We start from the raw sequence: 26,041 nt of genomic DNA, 5'->3' as shown, positions 1-26,041 counted from the left end.
TCCCTTTAGCTCGCAAGCTTGTCGTGGCTGTGCGGCGACAGCCGCCGGGTGAAAGCTTCCGTCAATGCCGGCAGGAAACGGATTGCGTCGGTGACGATGCCGAGATGGGCAAATTCGAAGATCGGGGCGTTCGGGTCGGTGTTGATGGCCACGATCAAATCAGCCCCCTCCACGCCAACCCGATGCTGAATGGCGCCGGAAATCCCGGCCGCTATGTAAAGCTTTGGCCGGATGGTCTTGCCAGTTTGGCCAACCTGCCGATCGGCAGGCATCCAGCCCTTCTGGACCAACGGGCGCGAACAGCCATATTCGGCGCCGATTGCCCGCGCTAGATTCTTCACAAGCTGCAAATTCTCCGCTGAGCCGAGACCGAGGCCTCCGGCAACCACGATGTCGGCGTAGGCGAGATTTGCCTTTGCCGATTGGCGATCGAGGTTGAAGCCAAGGACTTTAGTGATGATCTCTTCCTCGGTCATTGACAGCTTGTGCCGGATGACACGCCCGACCGGCTTGTCCGTCCGCGGTGGCATGGCCATAACCCTCGGTCGTACCGTGGCCATCTGCGGCCGGTAGTTGAGCGTATAGATCGTGCATAGCAAGGAACCGCCGAAAGTCGGACGGGTCGCGGCGAGCGAACCGTCGACATCTACATCGAGTTCGGTACAGTCGGCAGTGAGCCCTGTCAGCAAGGTCGTCGCTACTGAGCCAGCGAGATCCCTGCCGAGCGTGGTCGCACCGAGAAGCAGGATCTCCGGTTTGTGGGTATTGACCAGATCCGTCATCGCCTTGGTGAAAGGCTCGTTGCGATAGTCGGCAAGCAGCGGTGCCTCGACGAGGTAGACAAGGTCGGCGCCGTAAGCAAAGGCCTCGGCAACGGCATGCTGCGTGGCCTCGCCCGGCGGTCCGAGCACGATCCCCGCAAGCTGGATGCCTAGCTTGTCGGCGAGCTTGCGGCCTTCGCCAAGCAGTTCGAAGGACACGGGATGGACCTCGCCGCGTTCCAGTTCGATGAAAACCCAGACGTGCCGATAGTCCCTAAAGTGCTCAGGCAATTCCCTCTTGATGCCGGCACGGCCGGCGGAAGGAGGGGCTTCGCGGTTCGCGTTCGACATCATCTCTCCTTGCCGTCCCGTCACTGGCCGCCGTCGAAGGCGAGTTCGTGTTCCAGCGCTGGCTGGCGGGTAAAGATTGCGGCGATCAGTTCGTCAGCGAGGTCGTGCTGCGTCTTGTCGGTCATGTCGATCTGCGTCGCCTTTTCCGCCTTCGTGGTTGGGGCGAAAACGCGCTTGACGACCGTCGGCGAGCCGCGCAGGCCGCATTTGTTGAGGTCCTCAATGCCAGCTTCGGCCGCGCTCCATTTCACGATCTGGCTGCGCGCGGCGCGCATGGCGTCGTCGAGCGAGCCCCTGCGGATTTCGTTGGTGCCTTCCAGCATTGTGATGAGGCAAGGCAGCCTGCTTTTCAGCATCTGCGTACCGCCTTCCGAACGGCGCTTGACGGTGATCTCGCGCGCATCGACATCGATAGAGTCGATCTTCGCCACATAGGTGAACTGCAGGAGGCCGAGGCGCTTGGCGATGCCGGGCCCGACCTGGGCGGTATCGCCGTCAATCGTCTGCTTGCCGGCGAAGACGATGTCCGGCGCGCCGAAGGTCTCGGCAATTCTCACGATTGCCCGAGAAAGCGCGAAGGAGGTCGCCAGCGTGTCGGAGCCGGCAAAACAGCGGTCGGTCAAGAGTACCGCTCGGTCGGCGCCATAGGTGAGCGCCTTGCGCAGCGCATCTTCTGCCATCGGCGGACCCATCGTAAGCACGGTGACCTCGCCGCCATGGGCGCCGCGCAATTTCAGTGCCTCTTCGAGGGCGAACAGGTCGTAAGGGTTGATGATGGTCGGCACGCCCTGGCGCATGATCGTGTTCGTCACCGGGTGGACACGTATCTGCGCGGAGTCCGGCACCTGCTTGATACAGATTACAATGTGCATTGCGTCTTTCTCGGCTCCAATCCGCAAGCGGCCCTGGCGTTCATCTCCTTCGCAGCATCATTCGTGCCAACCATTTTGCGTTGCTCTGTTCCTTTTGACATGGGTTGTTTTCTTCCGAAGGTGCCGTCGTGATGACCGGGTTTGTCGGCTTTTCGACATTGTCGCGTCGCACTCGTGTCGCGTTATTCTGTCCCGAACCGCCTCAGGATCGACTCGAACGGGACAAAGGTGTGGTCCCGAGTGGCCGGTTTGTCGGGATCGTGCTCTTTGAGCACCTTGAAGACCCGTTGGGTGAGTGGCGAGGATGTCGCGAAATCCTCATAAGCGCGTTCCAACGTCGCACGCGCCCGCGCGGCGATCACCCCGTCGGGAAGGCCGGCGAAATCCTCTTCAGCGAGATATTGGCCCATGCGCTTCAGGATATGCAGCCGTGAGACATTGAGCACCTTCGGATCATAAGAGATGCCAAGGGCTGCGAAGAACTCCTCCGCAGCCGACAGGCTCTTCAGCCGGGCGAGGATGTCGGTGACATCGATGGCGCGGCTTTCAGCGAAACAACTGCGCATTGCATTCTCCTGGGCCGGAAACGGTGGTCGGGTTTGCCTTGTCGCCCAGGCCTGGAGCTGATTGAAGTCCTCTCGCCTGGCTGGCAGATGGGGAAAGCTCACGCAGCTTCTTAACGATCCCGGGCATGACCTCGAGCACGCGGTCGACGTCCTCCTCGCCGTTGTTGCGCGAAAAGGAGAAACGGATTGCCCCGTGTGCCGCGCTATTGGGGATGTTCATCGCCACCAAGACGTGGCTCGGCTCCAGCGAGCCGCAGGCGCAAGCAGAGCCGGAGGAGCAGGCGATGCCCTCGCGATTAAGGAAATGCAGTATGCCCTCACCTTCGATATCTCCAAAGGCGATGTTTGCGGTGTTCGGCAACCGCTTTAGCAAATCGCCGGCGACGAAGGCGTGTGGGATGCGCTGGAGAAGTTCCTTCTCCAGGCGGTCGCGCAACGCCTTTACCCGTGTGTTCGCGTCGTCCATGAATTTCAAGGCAAGATCGGCTGCCACGCCGAGACCGACGATGCCTGGCGTATTCTCCGTGCCGGCGCGGCGGTTGCCCTCCTGGCCTCCCCCCTTGATCAGCGGACAGAAGCGCACGCCGCGTTTTACATAAAGTGCGCCGACCCCTTTCGGTCCGTGTAATTTATGACCGGAGAGAGACAGCATATCGATTGCCGTCGATTTCAAGTCGATCGCAAGCTTGCCGACCGCTTGCACCGCGTCGGTATGAAAAAGGGCGCCGACTTCCTTGGCCAACTCAGCAAGCTCGACCACCGGGAAGATCGTTCCGGTCTCGTTGTTCGCCGACATGATCGAGACGATCGCCACGCGCGGGGTGAGGGCGGCCTTATAAGTGTCGAGGTCGAGCCGGCCGTGGCGATCCACCGGGATCCTATGCACCTTGATGCCGCGCGTCTTCTCAAGGTGGGCGCAAAGCGTCAGCACGGCCGAATGCTCGACTGCGGAAGTCACGATCTCTGTGCGCTCAGGCATCACCTCGAGCGCAGAAAGGATCGCGGCGTTGTCGCTTTCCGTCCCGCCCGAGGTGAAGGTGATCTCGTCCTCGAACTCCGCTCCGATCAGCGTTTGCACCCGCAGGCGCGCCTTTCTCACCGCCGCCCCGGCGGAAGCGCCAAAATCGTGGCTCGACGAAGGGTTGCCGAATTGGTCGGTAAAAAACGGCAGCACTGCTTGAACGACTTCAGGATCGACCCGTGTCGTTGCGTTGTTGTCCAGATAAACAGGTCTCATGGATGTGATCCTTCTGCTGAGCGCAATCACACAAGGCGCACGCCCGGTCTGTCATGATGATGATGATGATGATGATGGTTAGCCGAAGGAGTTGCCGCCGCCACATTCGGCCTGCGCGCTTCTTGGCGCCGGCGCGGCAACCCGCCTCGACCTTGGTGCGCCAGCGTTGCGCCGGCTCGGCCCCCGGCAAGCGCGGTCTTTAGGCCACGGCGTTTTCGGTGCGCTTGATCATGGACTGTCTCTCCTTCAGGCCGGACGCGTTCGCGAACAGCTACGCATGGACCGTGCCAAAGAAGGGAATCATTTCAAAACAACATGATGGCTCTAACACTGCTATGTCGCATGTCCGACATCGGCGGGAATTGTTCAACGCGGAACGCCGTTGAATCGGGCGGGCGTAGATTCCGCCTCGCGTGAGGAGCAATCCTGTCGGGCCGTTCGCCAAGGATGCCCGCGCGACCGAGGCGTCCTGTCGGGTTTGTCGCGTGCGCGACACGGCACTGTTACGCCCCCGTTGCCCTGCTGAGATCTCGTTTGTCATTGTAGAATATGCAGAAAATTCTTCTGAGCTTCTTTCTGAGCCTTTGGCGCGGCTTTTGCGGTTCTCTCCTCGTAGGGCAGCGCGTGCCCGCGGCCGATATTCATCTCGCGGGTGACATCGCGATCGATGGAACGAAGGAAAGAAAGCAACATGTCAGGTCCAGATCAGCCACCCGCATTCCGAGCGATGTTTTCGTCCTCACGCAGACCTTCCATTTCGGGTTTCTTGAGACCGAGCGGCCTGCTGCGCTCGTACAAAGCCACGCGGCGTTTTCACATCGATCTACGCGGCGCCGCCTTTCGCGACGTTTTCGCCTTCACCATGCGCCACTGGAGCAAGCAGCCGGTCCGGCTCGCGATCATTATGATCGCGGTGCTGGTGGCAACGCTCCTTGACGTTCTGACGCCGCTCTATTCCGGACGGCTCGTAAACGCGGTCGCCCAAGGAGCGGCAGCCGACGCCGTCGTGTGGGATGCGGCTCTTGCGGCCTTTTCAATGTTGATCGCGCTCGCACTCGGCGCCGTCGTCATGCGCAACATCGCCTTCATTGCCGTCAATGACTTCATTCTGAAGATGATGTCGGACATCGCCAGCGACGCGTTCCATCGCGTCCAGCGCTTTTCGACCGATTGGCATGCGAAAACCTTCGCCGGCTCTACGGTGCGCAAGATCACGCGCGGCATGTGGGCGTTCTGCCTCCTTAACGACACGATCCTTCTTGCCTTGTTCCCGTCGCTTATCATGCTCGTGGGGTCGAGCGTTCTGCTCGGCTGGTATTGGCCGATGATGGGGCTGATCATCGCTTGCGGCTCGGTTGGCTATGTGGCGCTGATCATTATCCTGTCGCTCGGCTATGTGGCGCCAGCCGCAAACCTCGCCAACAACTGGGATACGAGGCTTGGCGGCTCGCTTGCGGACGCGATCAGCTGTAACGCGGTGGTCAAAGGCTTCGGCGCCGAGGTGCGGGAAGATCATCGCCTTGCGAAAGTCATCTCCAAGTGGCGGCACCGCACCCTCCGGACCTGGGTGCGCGGGACGGTCAGTGCTGCATTCCAGGGGATCATGCTTCTTGCGATGAGAGCGGCTTTGATTGGCTATGCCTTATTTTTGTGGTCGCGCGGCCAGACTACCCCAGGTGACATCGCCTTGGTGCTCGCCTCTTTCACCGTCCTATATGGCTACTTGCGTGATGTTTCCATACACGTGCGCAACATCCAGCGCTCTGTAAATGAGATGGAGGAACTGGTCCAAACCTACAGCCAGCCGCCCGACGTGGCCGATGATCCGGGCGCCAAGCCGATCCGGATCACGAAGGGTCACATCGATTTTGAGAGCGTCCACTTCCACTACGGCAATCATTGGTCGCCCTTTTACAGCGACTTGTCGATTTCGATTGAGGCCGGCGCGCGGGTCGGTCTGGTCGGCCCCTCTGGCTCCGGCAAGACCACCTTCGTCAAGCTCATCCAGCGGCTTTACGACCTGGATGCTGGACGAATCTTGATCGATGGGCAGGACATTTCGCGGGTGACGCAGGGTTCGCTACGCTCGCAGATCGCGATCGTACAGCAGGAGCCCCTCCTGTTCCACCGCTCGCTGGCCGAGAACATAGCCTATGGGCGGCCGGGTGCTTCTCGGTCCGATGTCGAGCAGGCGGCGCGGCTCGCCAGCGCGCATGACTTCATTGCGCGCCTGCCGAACGGCTACGGTACGCTGGTCGGCGAACGCGGCGTGAAGCTCTCAGGCGGCGAGCGCCAGCGTGTGGCGATAGCGCGCGCCTTCCTCGCCGATGCCCCGATCCTCATTCTGGACGAGGCGACATCAAGCCTCGACTCGGAATCGGAGGTGCTGATCCAGAAGGCGATGGAGCGGCTCATGGTCGGGCGCACCACGCTCGTCATTGCGCACCGGCTCTCGACGGTGCGGGCACTCGACCGGCTGCTTGTCTTCGACCGTGGTTGCATCACCGAGCAGGGCGACCATGACGCGCTGATCCGTCGCGACGGCATCTACCGCCGCCTGTTCGAGCGGCAGGCCTTGGAACTGACAAAGGGGTGGGATGAGACCAATGTGCAACACGGTTGAACGCGGCGTGAATTCAGCTTGCCTCCCCAGCAATCCTGTCGGGCCGTTCCTGAACGGGCGGCCCCAACCTGTCGTCGGGTTTGTCCAATCCACGACACGCTTGGTGCCGGCCTGTCTTCCTGACGCGCTCTTGAGCAAACCAATGAATGGGATGAAGACAATTTTTTATGAGCTGCGTCCTGCGTTCCCGGCACGGCGCTTGGGGCTTCCTCCTGAGGCGGCGGCCGCCGCGCGATCATTTAGATCCTGGTTGATGCGATCAATGGAGCGAAGGAAAGCAACGCGCCGGGTCCACGCGAGATCCGCCTTCTCTGGCATATGGGTGTCGCCAAATCGACACCCTCACAATATGCGCTCACCGCCCGCGTCGACGTCGGGAACAAGATCTTGATTGTCGTCTGCGCTCAACCGCTCTTATGCCGAACTCGAGGTGCAGGATACGGACCTGCGTCTCGCCGCGCGGGATTGCATAAGCTGGCTGCAGCGTCTCGCCTACCATCGGCATCACCGGCTCGGCTTCGAGACGTTCCGGAAACCCGCCGAGGCCGGCGCGCCGGCGATGCGGTCGTGGCCATCGAAGCGCGTCCCGACATGGCGCGGGCGTAACGACCGGCTTGCGAGGAAGGGGATCATGTCAGACCTTGCGCTGTTGCAGAAGAAGGTCCGCAAGCTGCAGTCGCGCGCGGGAGCCGCCAAGATGGAATTGCACGACCTTGCCGAGGACCTTCCGGTCAACTGGACCGAGATCGAGGCGGTCGCCTGGAAAGCCTTCGAGGTTTTTGCCGAGTTGGATGCGGCAAAGGAAGAACTCGCAGCGTTGGAGAATTCACAATGACGGGCGCTTTCGTCACCCGCGACGGCTCTCCCTGGACGCCGCACTATCTGACGGCGATCGATGGCGCGACCTGCATCGGCTGCGGCCGCTGCTTCAAGGTCTGCTCGCGCGAGGTCATGCACCTTCATGGCGTCGATGACGCAGGCGAAATCCTCGGCATCTGCGCGGGCGAGGACGACGACTTCGACGGCGAGCTCAACCGCATGGTCATGATCGTCGACCATGCCGGCCGCTGCATCGGCTGCGGCGCCTGCGGCCGCGTCTGCCCGAAGAACTGCCAGACCCACCTTGCGGCCGACAAGCTTGCTGCATGAGCTGGGGACAAGACCAGCAGAACGGCGCCACATTCGCCCATCACCGTGGCTGTTTCAGCACCAGCCAATGGCCGCCGACAGACCAGGCGGCGGCGTTCGACCGGCATGTGCTTGCCTGTGTTTTCTACCTCGCGTTCGAGGAGGTCGAGGCCGGCAAGGCGACCGCGACCGAAGCAACCGGCCTTTCGCGTGCCGACCTGCGAGATGTCATGACACGCTATTTCCCGGCTGTTCCCGTCAACGCCTTCGCGCTGGAAAAGCTGACCGATCCCGAGCCGGATATGGAGGAAGGGCTTCTGCGCGGCTTGCTTATTGGGCATGCCAGACCAGGCGATCCGGCGAGCACCCTCTTCGCCAAGATCATCGCCAGGCGCAGTTTGCGCAATGACCATCTGTGGCAGGACCTTGGCCTTTTCAATCGGGCCGAACTCAGCCGCTTAATGGCCAGGCATTTCCCGGCGCTGGCGGCCGGCAACACCAAAAACATGAAATGGAAGAAGTATTTCTATCGTAAGCTCTGCGAGGCTGAAGGCTTTTCGCTATGCACCGCGCCCAGTTGTCAGGAATGCGGCGATTTCGAAAGCTGTTTTGGCCCGGAGGAAGGCGAAAGCCATTTGGCACGGATCAAGAACGGGTTCGCTTTGGATTAAGAGCTGCTTTCGTCGCCGCCGCCGTCCGGGCTTGATTGGCATCGAAGCCGCACGCGCTTTTCCCGGCGACGTCGCGCGGAGGACGGGATGTTCAGCGCCTCACGATATTTCGCAACGGTGCGGCGAGCAATGTCGATCCCGGTTTCCTTGAGCCGCGTGGCGATGTCGTCGTCGGAAAGCACTTCGTCGGGCAATTCCACGGCAACCATCGCCTTGATTTGATGGCGCACAGCTTCGGCGGAGTACGCGTCGCCGCCTTCGGAGGAGCCGATCGCGACAGTGAAAAAATACTTCAGTTCGAACACGCCGCGCGGGGTCAGCATGTACTTGTTCGACGTTACCCGGCTTACCGTCGACTGGTGCACGTTGATCGCATCCGCGACAGTCCTGAGATTGAGAGGCCGCAGGTGGGCGACCCCATGTTCAAAAAAGGCGTCCTGCTGGCGGATGATTTCAGCCGCTACCTTGAGGATCGTCTTGGCGCGCTGATCAAGGCTGCGGATTAGCCAGTTCGCGTTTTGGAGGCATTCGTTGAGAAATGACTGGTCTTTCGAATTTTGGGCGCTTAGGCGGGAGACCTGGGCAAAATAGTTTTGGTTCATCAGCAGCCTGGGCAGCGTGTCTGGATTGAGTTCGATTTGCCACCCACCTCCGGGAGAGGGCTGGACCAAGACGTCGGGAATGATCGATTCAGGCCCTCCGGATTGGAATCGATTTCCAGGCTTGGGATCGAGCGCGCGGATTTCGTGCAACATGTCGAGAAGGTCGTCTTCATCGACACCGCAATGGCGCTTCAATGATTGAAAATCGCGTCGCGCCAGCGCTTCAAGATTGGCGACCAGCGCTGCCATTGCCGGGTCGAATCTGTCTAGCTGCCGCAATTGTATCTCAAGGCATTCGCTGAGAGTTCGCGCAAAAATACCCGGTGGATCGAACTGCTGCAAGGTTCCGAGAACCCGTTCCACAACAGCCTCCCGGACATTCAGGCTGCGGGCCAGTTCCGCAAGGTTCACCGGAAGGTATCCGGTGTCTTCCAGATGACCGGCAAGCTCGCCAGCTATTCGCCGCTCCAGCGGCGCGAATGCGCTGAGAGCGATCTGACGAGCGACATGGTCGTGCAATGTTTCGATGGACGTCCAGGTATCTTCGAACGCATGGTTTCCCCCCGGTTGGACATTGTTTTTGCCGCGGATTGATTTCCACTGCGAGGCCTGATCCGATATTCCGCCCGTGGTCGGCCCGATGCGCGGCTTCCCGGCCGAAATCGACGGAATGTCCTTCGGCGCCCGGTTTGATGCCCGTTCCAGAAAGGGGTTCTTCTCGATTTCCTGCTCGACGAACTGATGCAGTTCGGGATGCGCCAGTTGCAACAGGCGAATGGATTCCATCATTTGCGGCGTCAAAACCAACGATTGCTTCTGACGCTGAAGCAGGCTTGCTGAGGACTCCATGGTTAGCGTGAAACTCCTACCGAGCGACCCTTCGCCTTGTGCAAGGGGATTTTCGAGACGTTGACTCGTCTAGATCATGCAGCCGTCACGGCTTTGGCGGCTCTCAGCGTTTCAAGGACGTTCTGCGGCGACGATACGCCATAGGGGTCGGCCTCGCTGTTGTCGCAGAAACCGTTCTCCTCGAAGCACTGCTCCACTACGCCATTGTTGATCACGGCAGCGTAGCGCCAGGAGCGCATGCCGAAGCCGAGATTGTCCTTGGCAACCAGCATGCCCATCTTGCGGGTGAATTCGCCCGAGCCGTCTGGTATGAGCTGGACTTTCTTCAGCCCCAGGGCCTTGCCCCACGCATTCATGACGAACGCATCGTTGACGGAAACGCAGTAGATCGCGTCAATTCCCTCCTTCTCGAACTCGTCGTAGAGCATTTCGAAATCGGGCAACTGCAAGGTCGAGCAGGTCGGGGTGAAGGCACCGGGCAGCGAGAACAGGATGATGCGCTTGCCGCTGAAATAGTCGTCGGATGTCTTGTCTTCCCAGCGGTACGGGTTTGGCCCCTCGATGGACTCATCGCGAACACGCGTGCGAAAGGTGACAAAAGGAACCTTTTTTTTGACCGTCATCAATGTGCTCCTGGAGGAAAACTGGTGCGCTGCTTTTTCGGTTGAAACTGACACGGCATCGACCGCGGCCGGCAATTCGGTCGAGCGCCGCGCGTTTTGCGTCGACCTTGGATCAGCCATGGCAAAACCGCTCGCGAGCACGGGCGTTCTCGATTTGTGGCGGCACGAGAACGGTTTCACTACGCGCTTGTACGGGGCGTCGCGATGTCAGCAATGGTCTTACTCCTGGCCACCTTGTGATGGGTTCTGCCGAGTACGACGCAAGCGCCGTGCCATTTGATTTTAGGCTGGGGGTTCACACTGTTTTTTGCAGCGACACTCTTTGCCTTGAGCGGCCAAGACCGTGCCTTCGCCGAGAGCGAGCGCGCCCATAATCATCTGATCGTGAGCTCTGGGCAGAGGAGATCCCGTTTATGCGTATCAAGCCGCGCCCCCTCTTTGTCCGAAGCTGGACAAAAATGTCGGAAGTCGGACCGGAGGGTCGCCGGGTCGCCGGGTCGGCGAACACGTGGCTCGTATTCGAAGCGAAAATCTGGGCTCAAACTCGGAACGAGGGACAGGAGTCGATCGGGGTTAACCTGACGAGGGTCCCTATGGCCTCCGTTCTCAGGATTGAGACGGCTGACAGGCCCACGCGCTTCGCCCTACCGACGCCCGCGAGACCGCTTCGAAATCGACAACGGGTACAAAAAAGCCAGCACGTCCATTAGCAAGCTGGCCATGCCCATCTTCCTGAACTGCGCTTGCGTGAGGCGGGCACGGTCCTGAAGTGACGGGAAGACCGCCTTGTGCTCTCGGAGCATTTTGAAGCTGCCGCGACTTTGCCGTCGGGTTTGTCATGTCCGGGACACGGCTTTGCTCCGCCAGGCTTGCGGCTGCGCATTCGTTCAAGCTGTTGAATGATATGTAGAAAATCTCCTGCAGGGCTCTTTCCGCGCCGTTGGCACGACTTTTGAAGCTCTCATGTGAGACGGCAGGAGATACCGACTGGCGTCCATTCGTGAGTGCTCAATGCAATGAAGGAAGACGACATGTCAGGTCAGCGTCAGTTCAGTTTCTATCCGAAACGGGCATTGCCCGCGGAATGCAATATCGACCGGCGTGACTGGCGTCACCGTCACAACCGCCCGGCACCGGCCAATGGCCACCGATCGACCTGCAGATACGGTTCGACCAGAATGTGCTTGCTCCTGTCCTCTCGCCGGCGCTTGAGGAGACCGGCGAGCACTTCGGCGGCCAGCCGGTCTTTCGCGTGCCGCGCTGCGGATATCCTCGAAGAGATGATCGACCCCGAACCGCTGTGGAGCAAGAGCTTCATTCCGGTTCGCCGTTCGAAGCTGGAAAACGCCGCGTCTCCGACGATTTCGCTCGTCGGCTCTTTGGCGGACAGGCAGCGGTCTGGCCAAGAGGGCAACAAGCTTGCTGGATGGCCAAGATGCCATGGTGCGCGGCCTGGTTAGTGGTTAGACGGCAGGAGAAATGCAATGGCGATCAACCCGGTTCCAGATCATGTCCCGCCCGAAATGGTGAGAGACTTCAGCCTGTTCACATCGCCAGGCATGCCACCAACGCCCAACGGGGATCCACACGCAGCCGTCGCTTGCGCCCATGACGGGCCTCCGATCTTCTATTCCCCCTACAACACGCAAGATGGCCGGGGCACCTGGGTCATCACCCGCGCCGCAGACCAGCGTAAGGTGCTGCAGGACACTGAAACTTTTTCCAGCCATCGCAGCATCTTCTCCTCCATACTGGGCGAAACCTGGCCGACGATCCCGCTTGAGCTCGATCCACCGGCCCATGGCGCATTTCGCTCACTGCTCAGTCCGCTGCTTTCGCCCAAGCGGGTGACGGCACTGGAACCGGCTGTCCGTGAGCGAGCGATAGCCCTGATCGACCGGATCACCGCATCGGCCACGAGCTGCGACGTCATGAAGGATTTTGCCTTTCCGTTCACTGTCAGCATCTTCCTTCGCTTTCTGGGGTTGCCGGATCAGGGACTCGATACATTTGTCGGCTGGGCGAAAGATCTGCTCCACGGCGACGATGTGGAACGACCTGTGGCTGCCCGCAAGATTGTGGCTTTCATCGATGAACTTGCAACCAATCGCCGCAAGGATCCGGTCGACGATCTCATGACCTTCATCGTGCAGGCACAGATCGAAGGCCGCCGGCTAACCGACGGGGAGATCCGTGGCATCGGCGTGCTTGTGTTCGTCGCGGGACTTGACACTGTCGCAGCAGCTATTGGCTTTGACCTGGCTTATCTAGCGCGCAACCTCAAGGATCAGGAACTGCTGCGCAGCGAACCGGACCGCATCCTGCTCGCAACCGAAGAGTTGCTGCGGGCCTATCCGCCCATTCAGTTGATCCGCGTGGCTACGAAAGATATCGACTTCGAAGGCGCGCCGATCCGAAAGGGAGACTATGTTTCGTGCGCCACGATGATTGCAAATCGCGACCCGGAGGAATTCGAATCCCCCAACACGGTCGATCTGGCGCGAGAGCACAACCGCCACGCCGCCTTTGGCTATGGTCCCCACCGTTGCCTTGGCTCACACCTTGCCCGGCGCGAGATTGTCATTGGCCTGGAGGAGTGGCTGGCGCGCATACCGACCTTCCGGATCAAGGAGGGTACAGCGCCCATCACCTGTGGCGGCCATGTGTTCGGGATCGAAAATCTGATCTTGGACTGGTCATGACCATCGCCGAGCCATGCCAAGACAATGGAGGCAGCGCTATGCGCATTATCGTCCACAATGCCAAATGCCAGGGTCACGCGCGATGCTGGGCGCAAGCGCCGGACATCTTCAAGCTTGATGACGATGGCTACATCCTGCCCGGTGACATTCAGGTTGCGGAGGGGGAGCAACTGCTTGCGTCACAAGGCGCGCGATCCTGCCCCGAACGTGCGCTGGAAGTCGATCGCACATCGGCAGCGCGGTTCGGACCAGCCGCCATGCAACCAAGAACTGGGGAAGCTTAGGTGGAATCGACGAGACGTGGCCCCACACCGCAAAGCAAGATGTCCGGCCGCTTCCCTGCCTACCTTCTCTCCGGCGTCGAGACCTCAATGACACGCACGCAACACGTGAAGTTCGTCTCCGTTCTGGCTTCTTCAGTTGCCGATCGGTTCGACCTTGCACGCACCTAGAGGCACGAAACGCCTCTTCCAATCTCAAATTTGCGACAGAGCGATGGGCCAGGCAAAAATCACCGAACTGCGCGACCGCGAGGCGATCCGCGACTGCCTTTATCGGTACTGCCGCGGCATAGACCGCGCGGATGAGGCTGCGCTGCGCAGTGCATATTGGCCCGATGCGCATGACAATCACGGTGCCTATCGCGGCTCAGCCGAGGGCTTCTTTGAGTTTGCGCTTGGTCTCTTCAAAACCGGACCGCGCTTAATCCACCAGATCACGAACGTCTTGATCGAATTCATCGACCCGCCGGAGGCAGTGGTCGAAAGCTATTTCACCGCGCTGCAACGCGGACCAGACAATGACGGAGAAGCACGCCAGGTGCTTCTCTGCGGCCGTTACTGCGATCTTTTTCAGAAGAGGGAAGGGGCGTGGCGCATCGCCGAACGGACCGTCGTTTACGATTGGATCGAAGAGCAGACCCCACCAGCGGTCCCCGAGGCAGAACGGTTCGGCTTGCGGCAACCGATCGGAGCAGCGCATCCCAATGACCCGGTTTACGCGCTCAGGAAGCGCCGCAGCTCGTCATCAAAATGAAAATGCCATGCATGTCACCACAATGCTTTCCAAGGCTCCCAATTGCGGAGCCGCGTCGCGGGAGCGGTCGCGGAACGCAACACGTCTACCCGGTATGGAAACTCGCCGTCACCAGGACGTCCGCGACCGGTCTTGCGGCTGACTCGCGTCGATATCTCTGACGCTGGCTGCGGAGAGGTTCATATGAAGCAGGCAGGACGGGTCGTCATCATAACGGGAGCGGCAGGCGGAATCGGCCGTGCGCTGGTCGAGATCGTTGCCGCCGATGGAGACATCGTCGTTGCGGTGGACCTTCCTGGCAGCGGCGTTCTTGAACTGGCCGGCGGTCTCGGCCATCCGCATCTGGGCCTCGAATGCGATGTCTCACGAGAAGAGGACATTGTCGCCCTATACGGCCACATCGAAGCGCAGTTCGCGAAAATCGATGTTCTCGTCAACAACGCGGCGATAGGACCCGCCATGGCTGCGACTATCGACACCGGTTTCGAGGCCTTCCGACGCGTGCTGGCAACAAATCTGATCGGGCCTTTCATCATGGCCGGCGAAGCGGCGAGCCGCATGCAGCCCGGCGCTGCCATTGTCAACGTCGCTTCGCTGGCGGGCGTGCTCGGCAATCCCAAGCGCAACGCCTATGCCAGCTCGAAGGCAGGCTTGATCGCTCTCACGAGATCGCTTGCATGCGAGTGGGCCTCGCGCGGCATCCGCGTAACGGCGGTAGCGCCAGGATACGTGCGCACGCCGATGGTGGCGGAACTGGAACGTGCGGGCAAGATGGACCTCGCGGCCGTGCGCCGCCGCGTGCCCATGGGGCGAATGGCGCGCCCCGACGAGATCGCTCGGGCCGTGCGTTTTTTGGCCAGCGCACAGACGGGCTACATCACAGGATCGGTGCTGACGGTCGACGGCGGTTGGATGTCGTTCAACCAGCCGGGCGACGCGCACCCGCCGGTCGACGAGACGCCTCGAGCCGAACTCTTCCGGCCGGCCGAACGAACTGGCGCGCGCACAGTGGTCGTGACGGGCGGCGCGAACGGTATAGGCGCCGCCGTCGTTCGCCGCTTTGCCGCGAACTCCGACACAGTCGTGATTGCTGATAAAGATGGTGCTGGGGCGGCAGAACTCGCTGGTTTGCTGGGCGGCAGGCACGTGGCGAAATCCGCCGACTTGGCGGTCGAGAGCGAGGTGGTGGCCCTGTTCGAGGAAATACGGGGGCGCTTCGGTCGCATCGAGATCCTCGTCAACTGTGCTGCTATTGCCGATACGTTTGTGCGAGGGATCGAAATCCCGCGACAGATCGAGCGGGTACTGGACGTCAATCTCACCGGCACCTTCACCTGCGCGCGCGAGGCGATCAAGTCGATGGACGCCGGCGGCGTAATCCTCAATCTTGGATCGATCAATAGTTTCCTGCCCTTCGTGCCGCGCCATGCCTATGGGGCGTCCAGGGCGGGTATGAACATTCTGACCCGGTGCATGGCGGCCGAACTCGGGTCGGTCGGCATCCGAACGGCCACCGTCGCTCTTGGCTATATCCGTACGCCTGACATTGCTCAGCTGATCGAGTCCGGCTGCATCGATTCCGTAGCGATCAAACGGCGCATCCCGATGGGGCGGATGGGAGAGCCCGAAGACGTCGCCGAGGCAGTGTTCTTTCTGGCCTCGCCTGATGCCTCATACGTAAACGGCTCGACCCTCTACGTGGACGGCGGCTTGACCTCGTTGGCTGACGCGCGAAACGCCCAGCCAACCGATCAAGAAAATCCAACCGAATGTTCGCCGGCGACCGGTTGCGGTTCGTCGAAGCCGACGAGGTTCGAGGATTGAGACTGCGGCTGCAAGGCACGTGCCAAGCACGGCTTGCCAAGTGATCGTCTTCATCGGTGACGGAAAACTCGTCATCAGGGTCGAATCACTAGCCAGGTTTTGGCGCTTGCCTGCGGCCGCCGAACGATAAGCGGCTTTGCGCAAGATCGTCGACTACGTCGCCGCCAGGCCGGATCGATACCGCGGCCCACCCGCAATCGGCACAAGTCGAAGGCTTGATTGGCCACTTTGTGTAAACGAGGGACACGCCATGGAATTCGCGACGTTCATCTTGGCGGCCCAGCGAGGCTATCATCAATCGTGCGACAGCGTCATCGGTAATTCCATAGAACAGACAATCGCTTCGGAGCAGGCTGGCTTCAACACCGCTTGGTTCGCCGAGCACCACTTCAACAATTACAGCCTGGTTCCCTCGCCCTTGATGATGGTGGCGCACTGTGCTGGCCTTACGAGCACCATTCGCCTTGGCACCGGTGTGTGTGTGCTGCCGCTATATCAACCGCAGCGCCTGCTCTCCGAGATCGGCTTTGCCGATATCGTTTCGAACGGCCGCCTCGAACTCGGCGTCGGCTCGGGATACCAGCAGTTCGAGTTCGAGCGCTTCGGCGTCGATGTCGATCAGGCGCCGGCCGTGTTTGCGGAATACCTGGATATCCTTCTCAAGGGCCTTAACCAGAAGGTCTTCGAGCACAATGGCCAGTATGAGAAAATACCTTTAACGGCGATTTCGCTGCGCACCATCCAAAGGCCAGCCCCACCGATCTGGATCGCCTGCGGGTCCGCGCGAAGCATGTGCCGGGCCTATCGTGAGGGCCACAATCTTTTCGTCACGGCGTTCCACAACGGCTTGGAAAACTTGAGAACGCTGCGTGAGACCATCGAGGCAGCAGCGGCCTCGCGGGGTAAGGATGTCACTGCCGCCAAGGTAGGGCTTCTGCGCTGCTGCTATGCCAGCGACGATCAGGCGGAGTTCGACAGCTATCTCGACAACGCCCGCTTCCAGCGCCGGCTATCTGAAGCACTTCATCAGCGCCGCCAGCAGAGCCGGGACGGCTATCTGCTGCAGGAAACACCGACGAAGCAGGATCTGTCGTTCGAGACCATGCGCCAGAACCTGCCGATCGGCAGCGTAAGTCGCGTCATCGATCGCCTGCTGGAAGAGATAAGTATCCTGAAGCCGGACCAGATCGCAATTCAGACCCAATTGGGAGATTTCGACCAAAAGACGATGCTACGCCAGATTGAGCTCTGGGGAGACAAGATCATTCCAGCGATCAACAAGTCGCTTGGTTAGGTCAAGGCTTGAAGCTTGGGGCGGGCCCCTGGGGGTGTTGAAATCTCGTATGCCGATGCTCGACACTTCGTCCATGAGGCATGGGTAAATAATCAAGCCGACTGGCGATTGCCGGGATCGAAGACCAACGTCGTCCGTCCTTGCCTGCACGGACCGCCGGTCTTCCGCTCCCTGGCCATCTCGCTTGAGACCGTTGATCGGCAGCCCGGAACGGCCGCCATGGCGTAGACGAATAGCCACTCCCGCGACCCTTCTTGTGTCCGAAGTTGGACGAGGATGTCGGAAGCCCGACAAATGGTCGAGAGGGGACCTGGCGCGCCGGTATGGAGAACTGGTGCGGCGCAGGTGGTTCGCCAATTCGGCACGCGCCTTGCTTCATTGATTCTGTATGGGTGCACGACAGTGGCGGATCGCCAATCGGCGGGCAGAGCGTGCGTCACTGAAAGTACTTCGTGCGGCAGCGATGACAGGCTTGTCGGCTGGATAGCGTTGGTGGAGGTGAGACCGCATGGTGGAGAGGCAGTCTGGTGCGCAGACGCGAGAGAGCTTGCGCCGAATGATCGCGTCCAGTGAACTCGCCTTCGCAATGGAGGCTCATGACGGCCTTTCGGCGGCGATTGCCGAGCGCGCTGGCTTCAAGGCGCTCTGGGCGTCCGGCCTCTCGATTTCATCCAGTCTCGGATATCGAGATGCGAACGAAGCTTCCTGGTCCCAACTCGTCGATGTCGTTGAGCGAATTTCCGACACGGTGGACATTCCAGTCCTCGTCGACGGGGACAGCGGGTTCGGGAACTTCAACAATGCCCGTTTGGTCGCCCGCAAGCTGCGCCAACATGGCGCGAGCGGCATATGTCTCGAGGACACGGCGTTCCCGAAAATGAACTCGTTCATCGGTGATCGGCACCCGTTGGCCGATATTCCCGAGTTCTGCGGCCGGCTTAAGGCGGTGAAGGACCAAGTGCCGGATGCGGAGTTCGTTCTGGTCGCCCGGATCGAGGCGCTCATCGCCGGCCGCGGAGAGGATGAGGCGCTGGCGCGAGCACAAGCCTACGCTGAGGCCGGCGCCGATGCTATTCTGATTCATTCCCGCAAGTCCAACGCTGAGCAGATTTTCGCCTTCACGCGCGCCTGGCAGAACCACCTTCCGGTCGTGATCGTGCCTACGAAATATTACCGCACACCGGTCTCCGCGTATCGGGCGGCCGGAATCTCCACGGTCATATGGGCGAACCATAACATGCGCGCGGCGATCTCGGCCATGCGCCAGGTCTGCGACCGCATCCTCCGCGAAGAAAGTATCGCCGGTATCGAGGACGAGGTGGCGACGCTCGACGAACTCTTCGATCTCCTCAACTACCAGGAACTCTCAGCGGCGGAAGAGAAATATCTGCCGCAGACGGCGACCAGCGTGCGGTAGCAGGCCCAGCCCGTCTTTTGAAAAGCAAAACGAAAACAGGAGCGCACATGCTTGCGCATCGGACAAATCTGTTCGGTACATCGGGTACCGCCGCGGCGCGCGCTGCCGCAAAAGCGGCGGCCGATGCTGGCAAGGAGATCATCGATCTGACCGCCGGCGAGATCTGGAGCGAGCTTGCACCCACGATTCGCGACGGCGCGATCGACGCCATCAATAAGGGCGTCAATCGCTACACTGATAGCGTTGGCATGGTGGAGTTGCGCGAGGCACTGGCGCGGAAGATCTCCCTCGATACCGGACAGATCTGGAAGGCCGAGGAAGTTGCCGTGACGTCCGGAGCGAAGCAGGCCTTGTTCAATGCCGCAATGGTGCTGCTAAATCCGGGCGACGAGGTCATCATCCCGGCGCCCTACTGGACAACGTTTCCGGCCCAGGTGCTAATCGCCGGCGGCACACCGGTCTTCGTCGACACCAAGTCCAACGGTTACGTCCCGCGCCCCGAACACATCAAGGAGGCGGTCACCGAACGCACGCGGGCGATCGTCGTCAACACGCCCAGCAATCCGGCCGGTGCGGTCTACGATGTTGAGACTCTGATGGCCATCGCTGAATTGGCGGTCAGCCGCAACCTGTGGATCATTTTCGACGAGTGCTATGGTGACTTCGTGCATGGGGGTCATACCCACCATCCGATCGTCTCGGTCGCTCCCGAAATTCGAGCACGCGCGCTGATCGTCAACTCCTTCAGCAAATCGCTAGCATTGACCGGCTGGCGCATCGGTTATCTGGCGGGTCCAAAAGGGGTGATCAATGCCGTCAAGGCCCTGCAATCGCACACCACTTCGAATCCAAACGTAATTGCCCAGCACGCGGTGCTCGCCCATTTGCAAAGGGGTGGCTCGGACTATGAAGGCAAGCTGCGTTCACGCCTGACAAGCGCCAGACGGGTCGGTCTCGACGTGCTTTCTTCGTTGACGCGTGTCCCGGTCGCCAGGGCGCAAGGGGGCTTTTATTTCTATCTCGACCTTTCCCATCTGCTGCGACCGGGAGCGGAAGACGGCGCCTCAACGACAGCCGACGATATCGTGACGGGTCTGCTTGCCGAAGCTGGCGTCGCAGCTGTGTCGGGCACCGCGTTCGGCGACCCCGCCGGCCTGCGCCTGTCCTATGGAATTCCACCTGAAAAACTCGCGACCGGCCTGGCCCGGCTCGTCGAATTCCTCAACGCCTGGAAATGACACCGCAACACAACGAAAGAGGTGAATGAGATGCCTCCCGCTGCTCCCAGGAAAGCCGTCATTCTCGCTGCCGGCTTCGGCTCCCGCCTGCGTCCGCTGACCGATCTGTGTCCCAAGCCCCTCGTCGAAGTCAACGGCACACCGATACTTCACAATGCACTGTGGAACCTTCAGGCGGTGGGAGTCGAAGAGGTAACGATTGTTGTCGGCTATCGCAAGGATGCCATACGCCATGCCTGTGGCAAACGCTTCGGCAGACTTGAAATCAACTATGTCGAGTCCTCGGTCTTCGACAAGACAGGGAGCGCCTACTCGCTCTGGCTGGCACGCGACACGCTTCTTTCCGGCGACTGTTATCTCCTCGAAGGTGACGTCTTCTTCGAAGAAGATGCGCTGCGCCACCTGATCAGGGTGGAGGCGGCCAATGCCGCCGCGGTCGCGCCGTTCGATCCATCCATGGAAGGGTCCGCGGCCGTCCTTTCCGGCAACGGCTTCATATCCGAAGTCCGGTTGAAGCAGACGGCAGCAAATCTGGCATCAGGCACCCCGGTGCTCTTCAAGATGATGAACCTCATCCGGTTCTCTGGCGCCGAACTCCAAACGGTGATCGTCCCGGTCCTCCACGACCTGATCGGCTCGGGCGCGATCAAAGCCTATACGGAGGAGTTGCTCGCGCATCTCATCGAGCAGCGCGGGCTGCAACTCGCCGCGGCGCGATGTGACGATTTGCGATGGTACGAGATCGACAGTGAACAGGACCTGCGGGTGGCGGAAAGAATTTTCGCCCTCGAGCGACCTCACAGACACAGTGCCGGCGCGCCGGCCGCCGTTGCGGGGGTAGGAGGATGATCCGCTATCTGTTCGATGCTGCAAATGCCATTACGGCCCTTGGGCTGATCTTGGCCACCACGGCGATCTACTTTGCTTTGATCGGGCGCTTCGAGATTGGCATCTGTTTCGGCTTGTGGGCTCTTTTGGCGGATGATGCCGACGGCATGGTTGCGAAGAGTTCCCCGAACCGGTCCGCTTTGATGGCACAGCTGGGTGGCACGTTGGACGGGCTGCTTGATTTGGTCTACGCAGCCGTCTTTCCAGCGGTTCTCATTTTGTCCTTCAACGCGTTCTCCGTTCCCGCATTGTTGGCTGCCAATTGCCTCATCCTGTCAGGGGCTCTGCGCCTCAGCTATTTTTCGACGTTCGGACTGGACGCTGACGGATTCGGCAGAGGATTGCCGTTGAACAATAACCTCTTCGTGTTGGCATTGCTGTTCGTCGCCGACCGTCACTTGCCGGTGAAGGGCCTGGGCAACCTATTGATCGGTGCAGGGTTTGTGCTGTCGGTCCTGCATCTTTCAAACTTCAAATTTCCGGGTACCGGCAGTGCGTTGCGCTTGGGCAACCTTACACTCGCCGCAGCCGGATCTGTCGCCTTGCTCACAAAGCTATAGGGAAGAGAATACATGGAAAACTCTTTCGAGATCGAAACTCGCACCGTCTTTGATCGCTACCAGCGCCAGCAGGAGAATGACGACCACATATTCGACAGGTTGGTCTCTCTAATCGAGGAGGAATATTTCGGCCTGCCAACCGGCAGCTTCCGCGGCCTTGATGTCCTGGACGCGGGCTGCGGCTCCAACGCGAATGCGTCCTATGCGTTTCTCGACAAGGGGGCACGAAACGTTGTTTCGCTTGAATTGAGCAATGATTGGATGGATTGCGCGCGCAAACGGCTCAGCCGATTTGGGCCGCGCTCGGAACTGGTCGCTGGTAGTGTGCTCGATCTGCCGTTTGACGACTTCAGTTTTGATTTTGTCCATTGCGCAGGGGTTTTGCCGCACACCAGCAATCCGAAAAAAGGCTTTGAAGAGCTTGCCCGTGTAACCCGCCCCGGCGGCAGCTTCTTTTTGACGATTATGGGTACCGCCAACGGCGTCATTTACCGATGCATCAATCACTTGCGAGAACTCTACCAAAGCGACGAGCAATTCCGCAGTTCCATTGACAATCTGGATGCATCCACCGCACGCGAAGCCATCAACTGGATCTTGAGAATAAAGGACGGCGAAGAGAAGGAATATATACCTGGCGAAAACGAATTCTTTCGGAGTCTTTTTGATGATGATTTGTTCGTGACGATCCGGGATCGCTTCCAGGCGCCGACCTATCACGAGTTCGCCTTCACAGAGGCTCAAATCCGAGGTTGGTATGGCGAGTGCGGCTTCGAGAAAATCCGCAGGATCTCAAGATATACGAGAAATTTCCATAACCTTCGGCGTTTTCTCGCTCCGATGTACCGTCATTATGACCACCCGCTGGCCCGCTTCTGGTTCGGCGATGGCTGCATCCAGATGATCGGCGAAAAGCCGAGCACGTAGTCGGCGTTATTCGTGCCAAGAGAGCGACCCCAATGTGCGGAATCTTTGGGATAGTCCTCAAAAACGAGGGAACACCCGTTTGTGCTGCGGCCGTTGAGCGTTGCGCTGACGCTCTCGCTCATCGCGGACCTGATGCCAGCGGCCTATACATTAATCAATCGGTAGCATTCGCGCATCGACGGCTATCGATTGTCGACGCTCATTCTCGAGCCAATCAGCCCTATCGCGATGCCAATACCGGAGTGGTGGTAACGTACAACGGCGAGATATTCAACTATCGGGAAATTAAAGCTGAATTGAGGGATATGGGCTTTTCCTTTTCGACGGTGTCCGACACCGAGGTTCTAATTCTTAGCTATATTGCTTGGGGAAAGTCATTCCTAAATCGCCTTGACGGGATATTTGCCTTCGCGCTTTTCGATCCACGGAAATCGCTTGTTCTCATCGCCCGAGATCGTTTGGGGGTAAAACCCCTCTACTACACGATTTGCGATGTTGGGCTTCTGTTTGCGTCGCAGCCGAACGCTCTCATTCGCTGGCCGGGCGTAATGCACGGACCTGACATGATCGGCGCGCTCAGCTTTCTATCCTATCGCGCGGTTGTCGGCGCCAGAACGCTGTTCGCCGGGATCTCCAAGTTAGAGCCCGGACATCTCCTCGAAATAAGAAATGGGCGACACACGTCCGAACGTTGGTGGAATCTGTCCGCGCGAATTTCGCGATCGAAGCCGGACTATTCCGACATAAGGAGACTATTTGGAAGCGCCGTCGAACGTCAGCTGGTGGCTGACGTACCGGTCGCCGCATTGTTGTCCGGTGGACTTGACTCGAGCATCCTGGCCTATGAGGCATCCGCTCGCTCCCAAATCCGTCCGGTCTGCTATACCGGCAAGGTCGAGACCCCCGATTATGACGAAACGGCCTATGCGATGGAGGTCGCCGCCGAATTCGGGCTCACTCACCGGGTCGTCCCAATTGGAGAACCTTCCGATATCAACGCTGTAGCGGAGCTGGTTCGCCTGCGTGGACATCCGCTTGGAATGCATAACGAAACCGCCATGTTCACGCTCGCAAAGGCGATTTCGAAGGAGCACAAAGTCGTACTCACGGGCGAGGGCGCCGATGAGATTTTTGCTGGTTACAGCCGATTGTTCCGTACACCGTATGATTACAACCGAAGCAAAATCATCACCGCATTGCCACCTGCTCTTGCTCAGATCGCACGTCGACGCCTTGGACTCGGCGTCCATTGCAGTCAGCTGCAGTTCTTCCTGGAGCGCTATAGCTACTTCCCGGCTGATGAGATCCGTTCACTTGCTATCGATGGCCAGATGCGAACCGAGCACGAGATGGAGCTCTTCGATCATTTCTCGACTCAATTTGCGGAGGCGGGCGGAGATTTCTTTAGCAAGATCTCATATGTTCTCGTCTCTACGCATTTGCCCGCGTTGCTGGAAATGGTTGACAACACCACAATGGCAGCTGGGCTTGAAGCTCGCGTCCCCTATACCGATCACCAGCTCGTCACCGCCGCAATGGCGATGCCCGGCTCCCAGCGGTTGAGGTGGAGGTCTCCAATCGCTTCGGCCCAGGCACTTTGGCATCCGGTTGCTTCCTTCAGTGAACGTCTCGACGTCTCAAAATACCCCTTGCGAAGGGAATACCGGAGCGTCTTGCCCAAATCTGTTCTATCTCGCAAAAAGATGGGATTTCCGCTTCCATTGGGCCAGTGGGCCGTGGGCGAGGGAGCAACGGAATATCGAAGGCTGTTGTTTGATAAGGACTCTCCGCTGGGAGATTTGTTCGACCCTGCTGCTTTGCGGCGTTGGTTCAAGGCCGGACGACGAAATCCTTCAGATTCGTTTGGCCGGAAGTTCTGGCTGCTGGCCAACCTTGGGATATTCTTCAAAGAGGTATTCTCATGACGAATATCCGAGCCCCCTATAAGCTCCGGATGACGCCGATATGAACGCATACGGACATTTCGATCGCCTGTTCGTCGTTTTCATTTGGGGATGGAGGGGCTTCCATTCGTACTTTTTGCGTCTTGTAAGAAAGGAGCCCCGAAATGGTAGGTACAACTCGTGCCGTTTTTATCCTCGATTTCAGAACGCCAAAAATACATCTGTGGAGCGGCAGTTACGATGCACCATTGGTCCCGATCAGCGGTCAGCCGCTCTTGGACCGTCTCGTCAACGCCTGTTCCGAAAACGGCATTGAAGATGTCGCTCTCGTTGAAAATTTAAGCAGCGGCATATCCGAGAGGTTTTGCCTACAGGACAGCACAAATACCCTTTCGTGGCGCGCTGCGCATCACAGCGACCTCATTGAGAGGCTACGGGATCATGAGGGTGACACTCTCCTAATATGGGGAACGCCGTTTTTCGACAGCGAGGTTCTTGACGGAATCGATACCGACAGCGGATTGCGCGGCTCTGCCTGGCGGCCCGACGCACCGACCGGGATTTATCGATTGAGTGCGGATGTTCTACGCAATTTTTTACCTGAAAGCCACGGCGCGGCATCTGACGTTCGACGTCAGACCTTGAGCACGTTAGCCGTGGGTCTGTCCGGGCTGGAGATGGCGCTCCCTGCAGATGAGTTGAATGCTGGCTCCGAACTGCTCGATATTCGCGACGGTGTCGACGCATCCATAGCGGAATTTCGATGTGACAAGGAGAACTTGCTGCGGCGTCTGGAAACGAGCGTCGGAGGTTATTGGCGTAAGCCAATCGCCGAGCACATGCTTCTTTGCAATACCCGTTTCCCTCCGACGGCTTTTTACGACCGGCTGGCGACGAGGCTTGAAGGCGTGTTAACATGTTATCCTTCTCAGCAGATCGATATCGTTTCAGTTGTTGGCGCGATGACGTCGCAGCAGCCGGACTTTATTGCAGTCGGAAACGGGGTGACCGATCTCATCCAGGCGCTCTATTCAGTGCTGAACCCCACAATCGCGATTCCCACGCCCACGTTCGCCGGCTTTCAAACGCCACTCGATGACGAACGAAAGAACAACTTCGTCCTCGCTCCGCCCTATTTCGATCTCGACGTTCGAGCTTTCTTGGAATTCGCAACGGCGACAGGCGCAGATACGGCAATCGTTGTAAATCCAAACAATCCGACCGGTCGACTTGTTGATTATGCTGACGTGGCATGGCTGGCCGAGGGTCTAGGGTCTCGCGGGCTGCGGCTGATCGTGGATGAATCGTTTATTGATTTTCCCGCCGACGGCCGATCAAACAGCGTTGAGAATCTGGTGCAGTCCTGTGGCAATCTGATCGTGGTGAAGAGCCTTGGAAAGGTCTTCGGACTCGGCGGAATCCGGCTCGCCTACCTCTTGGCTGGCGATCCCGCCCTGGTTGCGGCCGTGCGCCGGAAACTGCCGTTGTGGAACATCAACGGCATTGCGGAATACACACTGTTCCTGCTGCCCGAATTCGCAGAGGAACTGGAAGACAGTCTGAGACTGTTAAGAAAGGATAGAGAGCTGTTGATCCAGGAGCTGCAGACGGTACCGGGTCTCGACGTAGTTCCTTCGCAAACGAATTTCATCCTATGCCGGCTGCCTGAAAATTCGGTATCCGCCGCTGAGCTCAAGCGCCGCCTCGTTCTCTTTGAATCCGTCCTTGTAAGAGAATGCGGCTACCAAGCGATGGACGACGCAGATCGATATCTTCGCCTGACGGTTCGAAGTCGGGCGGAGAACGAGAGGCTGGCAAAAACCCTGCGGCGCACTTTAAGCCACTCATCTACCGTCTCTGAGACCAATGTCTGACGTGACATGTACGCTTCGAACTGACTGGTCCTTTTCATATTCCGCGAGAGGAAAGCACGTTGTCTTATTTATAACCGTCATAAAAGGCTCGTCGA

The 26,041-nt window shown here is 59.3% G+C and carries 24 protein-coding genes; 16 read left to right on the top strand and 8 right to left on the bottom strand.

Annotated elements, in window-relative coordinates; genetic code table 11:
* Positions 1–5: 5 nt before the first annotated feature.
* The 5 genes from A3A9_RS0125410 to A3A9_RS44905 form a co-directional block, all read right to left on the bottom strand.
* The gene (locus A3A9_RS0125410) at positions 6–1,112 is read right to left on the bottom strand and encodes an electron transfer flavoprotein subunit alpha/FixB family protein (RefSeq protein WP_006333854.1); all 1,107 of its coding nucleotides are present in this window, start codon (positions 1,110–1,112) and stop codon (positions 6–8) included.
* Between the two features lie 20 nt (positions 1,113–1,132).
* Positions 1,133–1,984, bottom strand: a complete 852-nt coding sequence (locus tag A3A9_RS0125405) for an electron transfer flavoprotein subunit beta/FixA family protein (protein ID WP_027033177.1) — start codon at positions 1,982–1,984, stop codon at positions 1,133–1,135.
* A gap of 182 nt (positions 1,985–2,166) precedes the next feature.
* Positions 2,167–2,550: a nitrogenase stabilizing/protective protein NifW gene (gene nifW / locus A3A9_RS0125400; protein WP_006333852.1), complete on the bottom strand. Its 384-nt coding sequence runs from the start codon at positions 2,548–2,550 to the stop codon at positions 2,167–2,169.
* On the bottom strand, positions 2,531–3,787 hold the full coding sequence (gene nifS / locus A3A9_RS0125395; protein ID WP_027033178.1) for a cysteine desulfurase NifS: 1,257 nt from the start codon (positions 3,785–3,787) through the stop codon (positions 2,531–2,533). Before nifS ends, nifW begins: the two co-directional genes overlap by 20 nt.
* Before the next feature lie 537 nt (positions 3,788–4,324).
* Positions 4,325–4,480 (bottom strand): hypothetical protein, encoded by a 156-nt coding sequence (locus A3A9_RS44905; RefSeq protein ID WP_154674715.1) that lies wholly within the window; start codon positions 4,478–4,480, stop codon positions 4,325–4,327.
* Between the two features lie 34 nt (positions 4,481–4,514).
* Between A3A9_RS44905 and A3A9_RS0125385 the strand changes: the two genes are divergently transcribed.
* From A3A9_RS0125385 to A3A9_RS0125370, 4 genes are all read left to right on the top strand, one after another.
* Complete coding sequence (locus tag A3A9_RS0125385) at positions 4,515–6,410, top strand: ABC transporter ATP-binding protein (protein WP_161634538.1); 1,896 nt, start codon at positions 4,515–4,517, stop codon at positions 6,408–6,410.
* Positions 6,411–7,041: 631 nt separating this feature from the next.
* Complete coding sequence (locus tag A3A9_RS0125380; protein WP_027033180.1) at positions 7,042–7,245, top strand: CCE_0567 family metalloprotein; 204 nt, start codon at positions 7,042–7,044, stop codon at positions 7,243–7,245.
* Entirely contained in the window at positions 7,242–7,559 is a 318-nt protein-coding gene (gene fdxB / locus A3A9_RS0125375; protein WP_006333844.1) for a ferredoxin III, nif-specific, read from the top strand. The genes A3A9_RS0125380 and fdxB overlap by 4 nt, the downstream gene beginning before the upstream one ends.
* Positions 7,556–8,209 carry a nitrogen fixation protein NifQ gene (locus A3A9_RS0125370; RefSeq protein WP_027033181.1) on the top strand — a complete coding sequence of 218 codons (654 nt, stop codon included), beginning with the start codon at positions 7,556–7,558 and terminating at the stop codon, positions 8,207–8,209. The genes fdxB and A3A9_RS0125370 overlap by 4 nt, the downstream gene beginning before the upstream one ends.
* Here the strand turns inward: A3A9_RS0125370 and rpoN are convergent.
* From rpoN to A3A9_RS0125350, 3 genes are all read right to left on the bottom strand, one after another.
* Positions 8,206–9,660 (bottom strand): RNA polymerase factor sigma-54, encoded by a 1,455-nt coding sequence (gene rpoN / locus A3A9_RS39460; protein WP_051371151.1) that lies wholly within the window; start codon positions 9,658–9,660, stop codon positions 8,206–8,208. The genes A3A9_RS0125370 and rpoN overlap by 4 nt on opposite strands.
* Before the next feature lie 74 nt (positions 9,661–9,734).
* Entirely contained in the window at positions 9,735–10,283 is a 549-nt protein-coding gene (locus A3A9_RS0125360) for a peroxiredoxin (RefSeq protein ID WP_027033182.1), read from the bottom strand.
* 1,117 nt (positions 10,284–11,400) lie between these two features.
* Positions 11,401–11,601, bottom strand: coding sequence for a hypothetical protein (locus tag A3A9_RS0125350; RefSeq protein WP_027033183.1), 201 nt, complete (start codon positions 11,599–11,601; stop codon positions 11,401–11,403).
* 166 nt (positions 11,602–11,767) lie between these two features.
* Here A3A9_RS0125350 and A3A9_RS0125345 point away from each other — a divergent pair, with 166 nt between their 5' ends.
* From A3A9_RS0125345 to A3A9_RS0125285, 12 genes are all read left to right on the top strand, one after another.
* The gene (locus tag A3A9_RS0125345; protein WP_027033184.1) at positions 11,768–12,985 is read left to right on the top strand and encodes a cytochrome P450; all 1,218 of its coding nucleotides are present in this window, start codon (positions 11,768–11,770) and stop codon (positions 12,983–12,985) included.
* Positions 12,986–13,023: 38 nt separating this feature from the next.
* Complete coding sequence (locus A3A9_RS0125340) at positions 13,024–13,269, top strand: ferredoxin (protein ID WP_027033185.1); 246 nt, start codon at positions 13,024–13,026, stop codon at positions 13,267–13,269.
* Between the two features lie 211 nt (positions 13,270–13,480).
* Entirely contained in the window at positions 13,481–14,020 is a 540-nt protein-coding gene (locus A3A9_RS0125330; protein ID WP_027033186.1) for a nuclear transport factor 2 family protein, read from the top strand.
* Positions 14,021–14,203: 183 nt separating this feature from the next.
* Positions 14,204–15,844 (top strand): SDR family oxidoreductase, encoded by a 1,641-nt coding sequence (locus A3A9_RS0125325; RefSeq protein WP_027033187.1) that lies wholly within the window; start codon positions 14,204–14,206, stop codon positions 15,842–15,844.
* 250 nt (positions 15,845–16,094) lie between these two features.
* Positions 16,095–17,138: an LLM class flavin-dependent oxidoreductase gene (locus tag A3A9_RS0125320; protein WP_027033188.1), complete on the top strand. Its 1,044-nt coding sequence runs from the start codon at positions 16,095–16,097 to the stop codon at positions 17,136–17,138.
* A gap of 508 nt (positions 17,139–17,646) precedes the next feature.
* Positions 17,647–18,555 (top strand): phosphoenolpyruvate mutase, encoded by a 909-nt coding sequence (gene aepX, locus A3A9_RS0125315; protein ID WP_027033189.1) that lies wholly within the window; start codon positions 17,647–17,649, stop codon positions 18,553–18,555.
* Positions 18,556–18,602: 47 nt separating this feature from the next.
* A complete protein-coding gene (locus A3A9_RS0125310) occupies positions 18,603–19,793 on the top strand; it encodes an aminotransferase class I/II-fold pyridoxal phosphate-dependent enzyme (RefSeq protein WP_006333830.1) in 1,191 nt (396 codons plus the stop codon).
* Between the two features lie 30 nt (positions 19,794–19,823).
* The gene (locus A3A9_RS0125305) at positions 19,824–20,642 is read left to right on the top strand and encodes a phosphocholine cytidylyltransferase family protein (RefSeq protein WP_006333828.1); all 819 of its coding nucleotides are present in this window, start codon (positions 19,824–19,826) and stop codon (positions 20,640–20,642) included.
* Entirely contained in the window at positions 20,639–21,241 is a 603-nt protein-coding gene (locus tag A3A9_RS0125300; RefSeq protein WP_006333822.1) for a phosphatidylcholine/phosphatidylserine synthase, read from the top strand. Before A3A9_RS0125305 ends, A3A9_RS0125300 begins: the two co-directional genes overlap by 4 nt.
* Positions 21,242–21,253: 12 nt before the next feature.
* Positions 21,254–22,168, top strand: coding sequence for a class I SAM-dependent methyltransferase (locus A3A9_RS0125295; protein WP_006333821.1), 915 nt, complete (start codon positions 21,254–21,256; stop codon positions 22,166–22,168).
* Between the two features lie 32 nt (positions 22,169–22,200).
* Entirely contained in the window at positions 22,201–24,093 is a 1,893-nt protein-coding gene (gene asnB, locus A3A9_RS0125290) for an asparagine synthase (glutamine-hydrolyzing) (protein ID WP_027033190.1), read from the top strand.
* Between the two features lie 143 nt (positions 24,094–24,236).
* The gene (locus tag A3A9_RS0125285) at positions 24,237–25,946 is read left to right on the top strand and encodes an aminotransferase class I/II-fold pyridoxal phosphate-dependent enzyme (protein ID WP_027033191.1); all 1,710 of its coding nucleotides are present in this window, start codon (positions 24,237–24,239) and stop codon (positions 25,944–25,946) included.
* The last annotated feature ends 95 nt before the right edge of the window (positions 25,947–26,041 follow it).

The sequence above is a fragment of the Mesorhizobium loti CJ3sym genome (assembly GCF_000472785.1).
Classification (GTDB): Bacteria; Pseudomonadota; Alphaproteobacteria; order Rhizobiales; family Rhizobiaceae; genus Mesorhizobium; species Mesorhizobium loti_E.
This window is presented reverse-complemented; position numbering and strand designations above follow the sequence as displayed.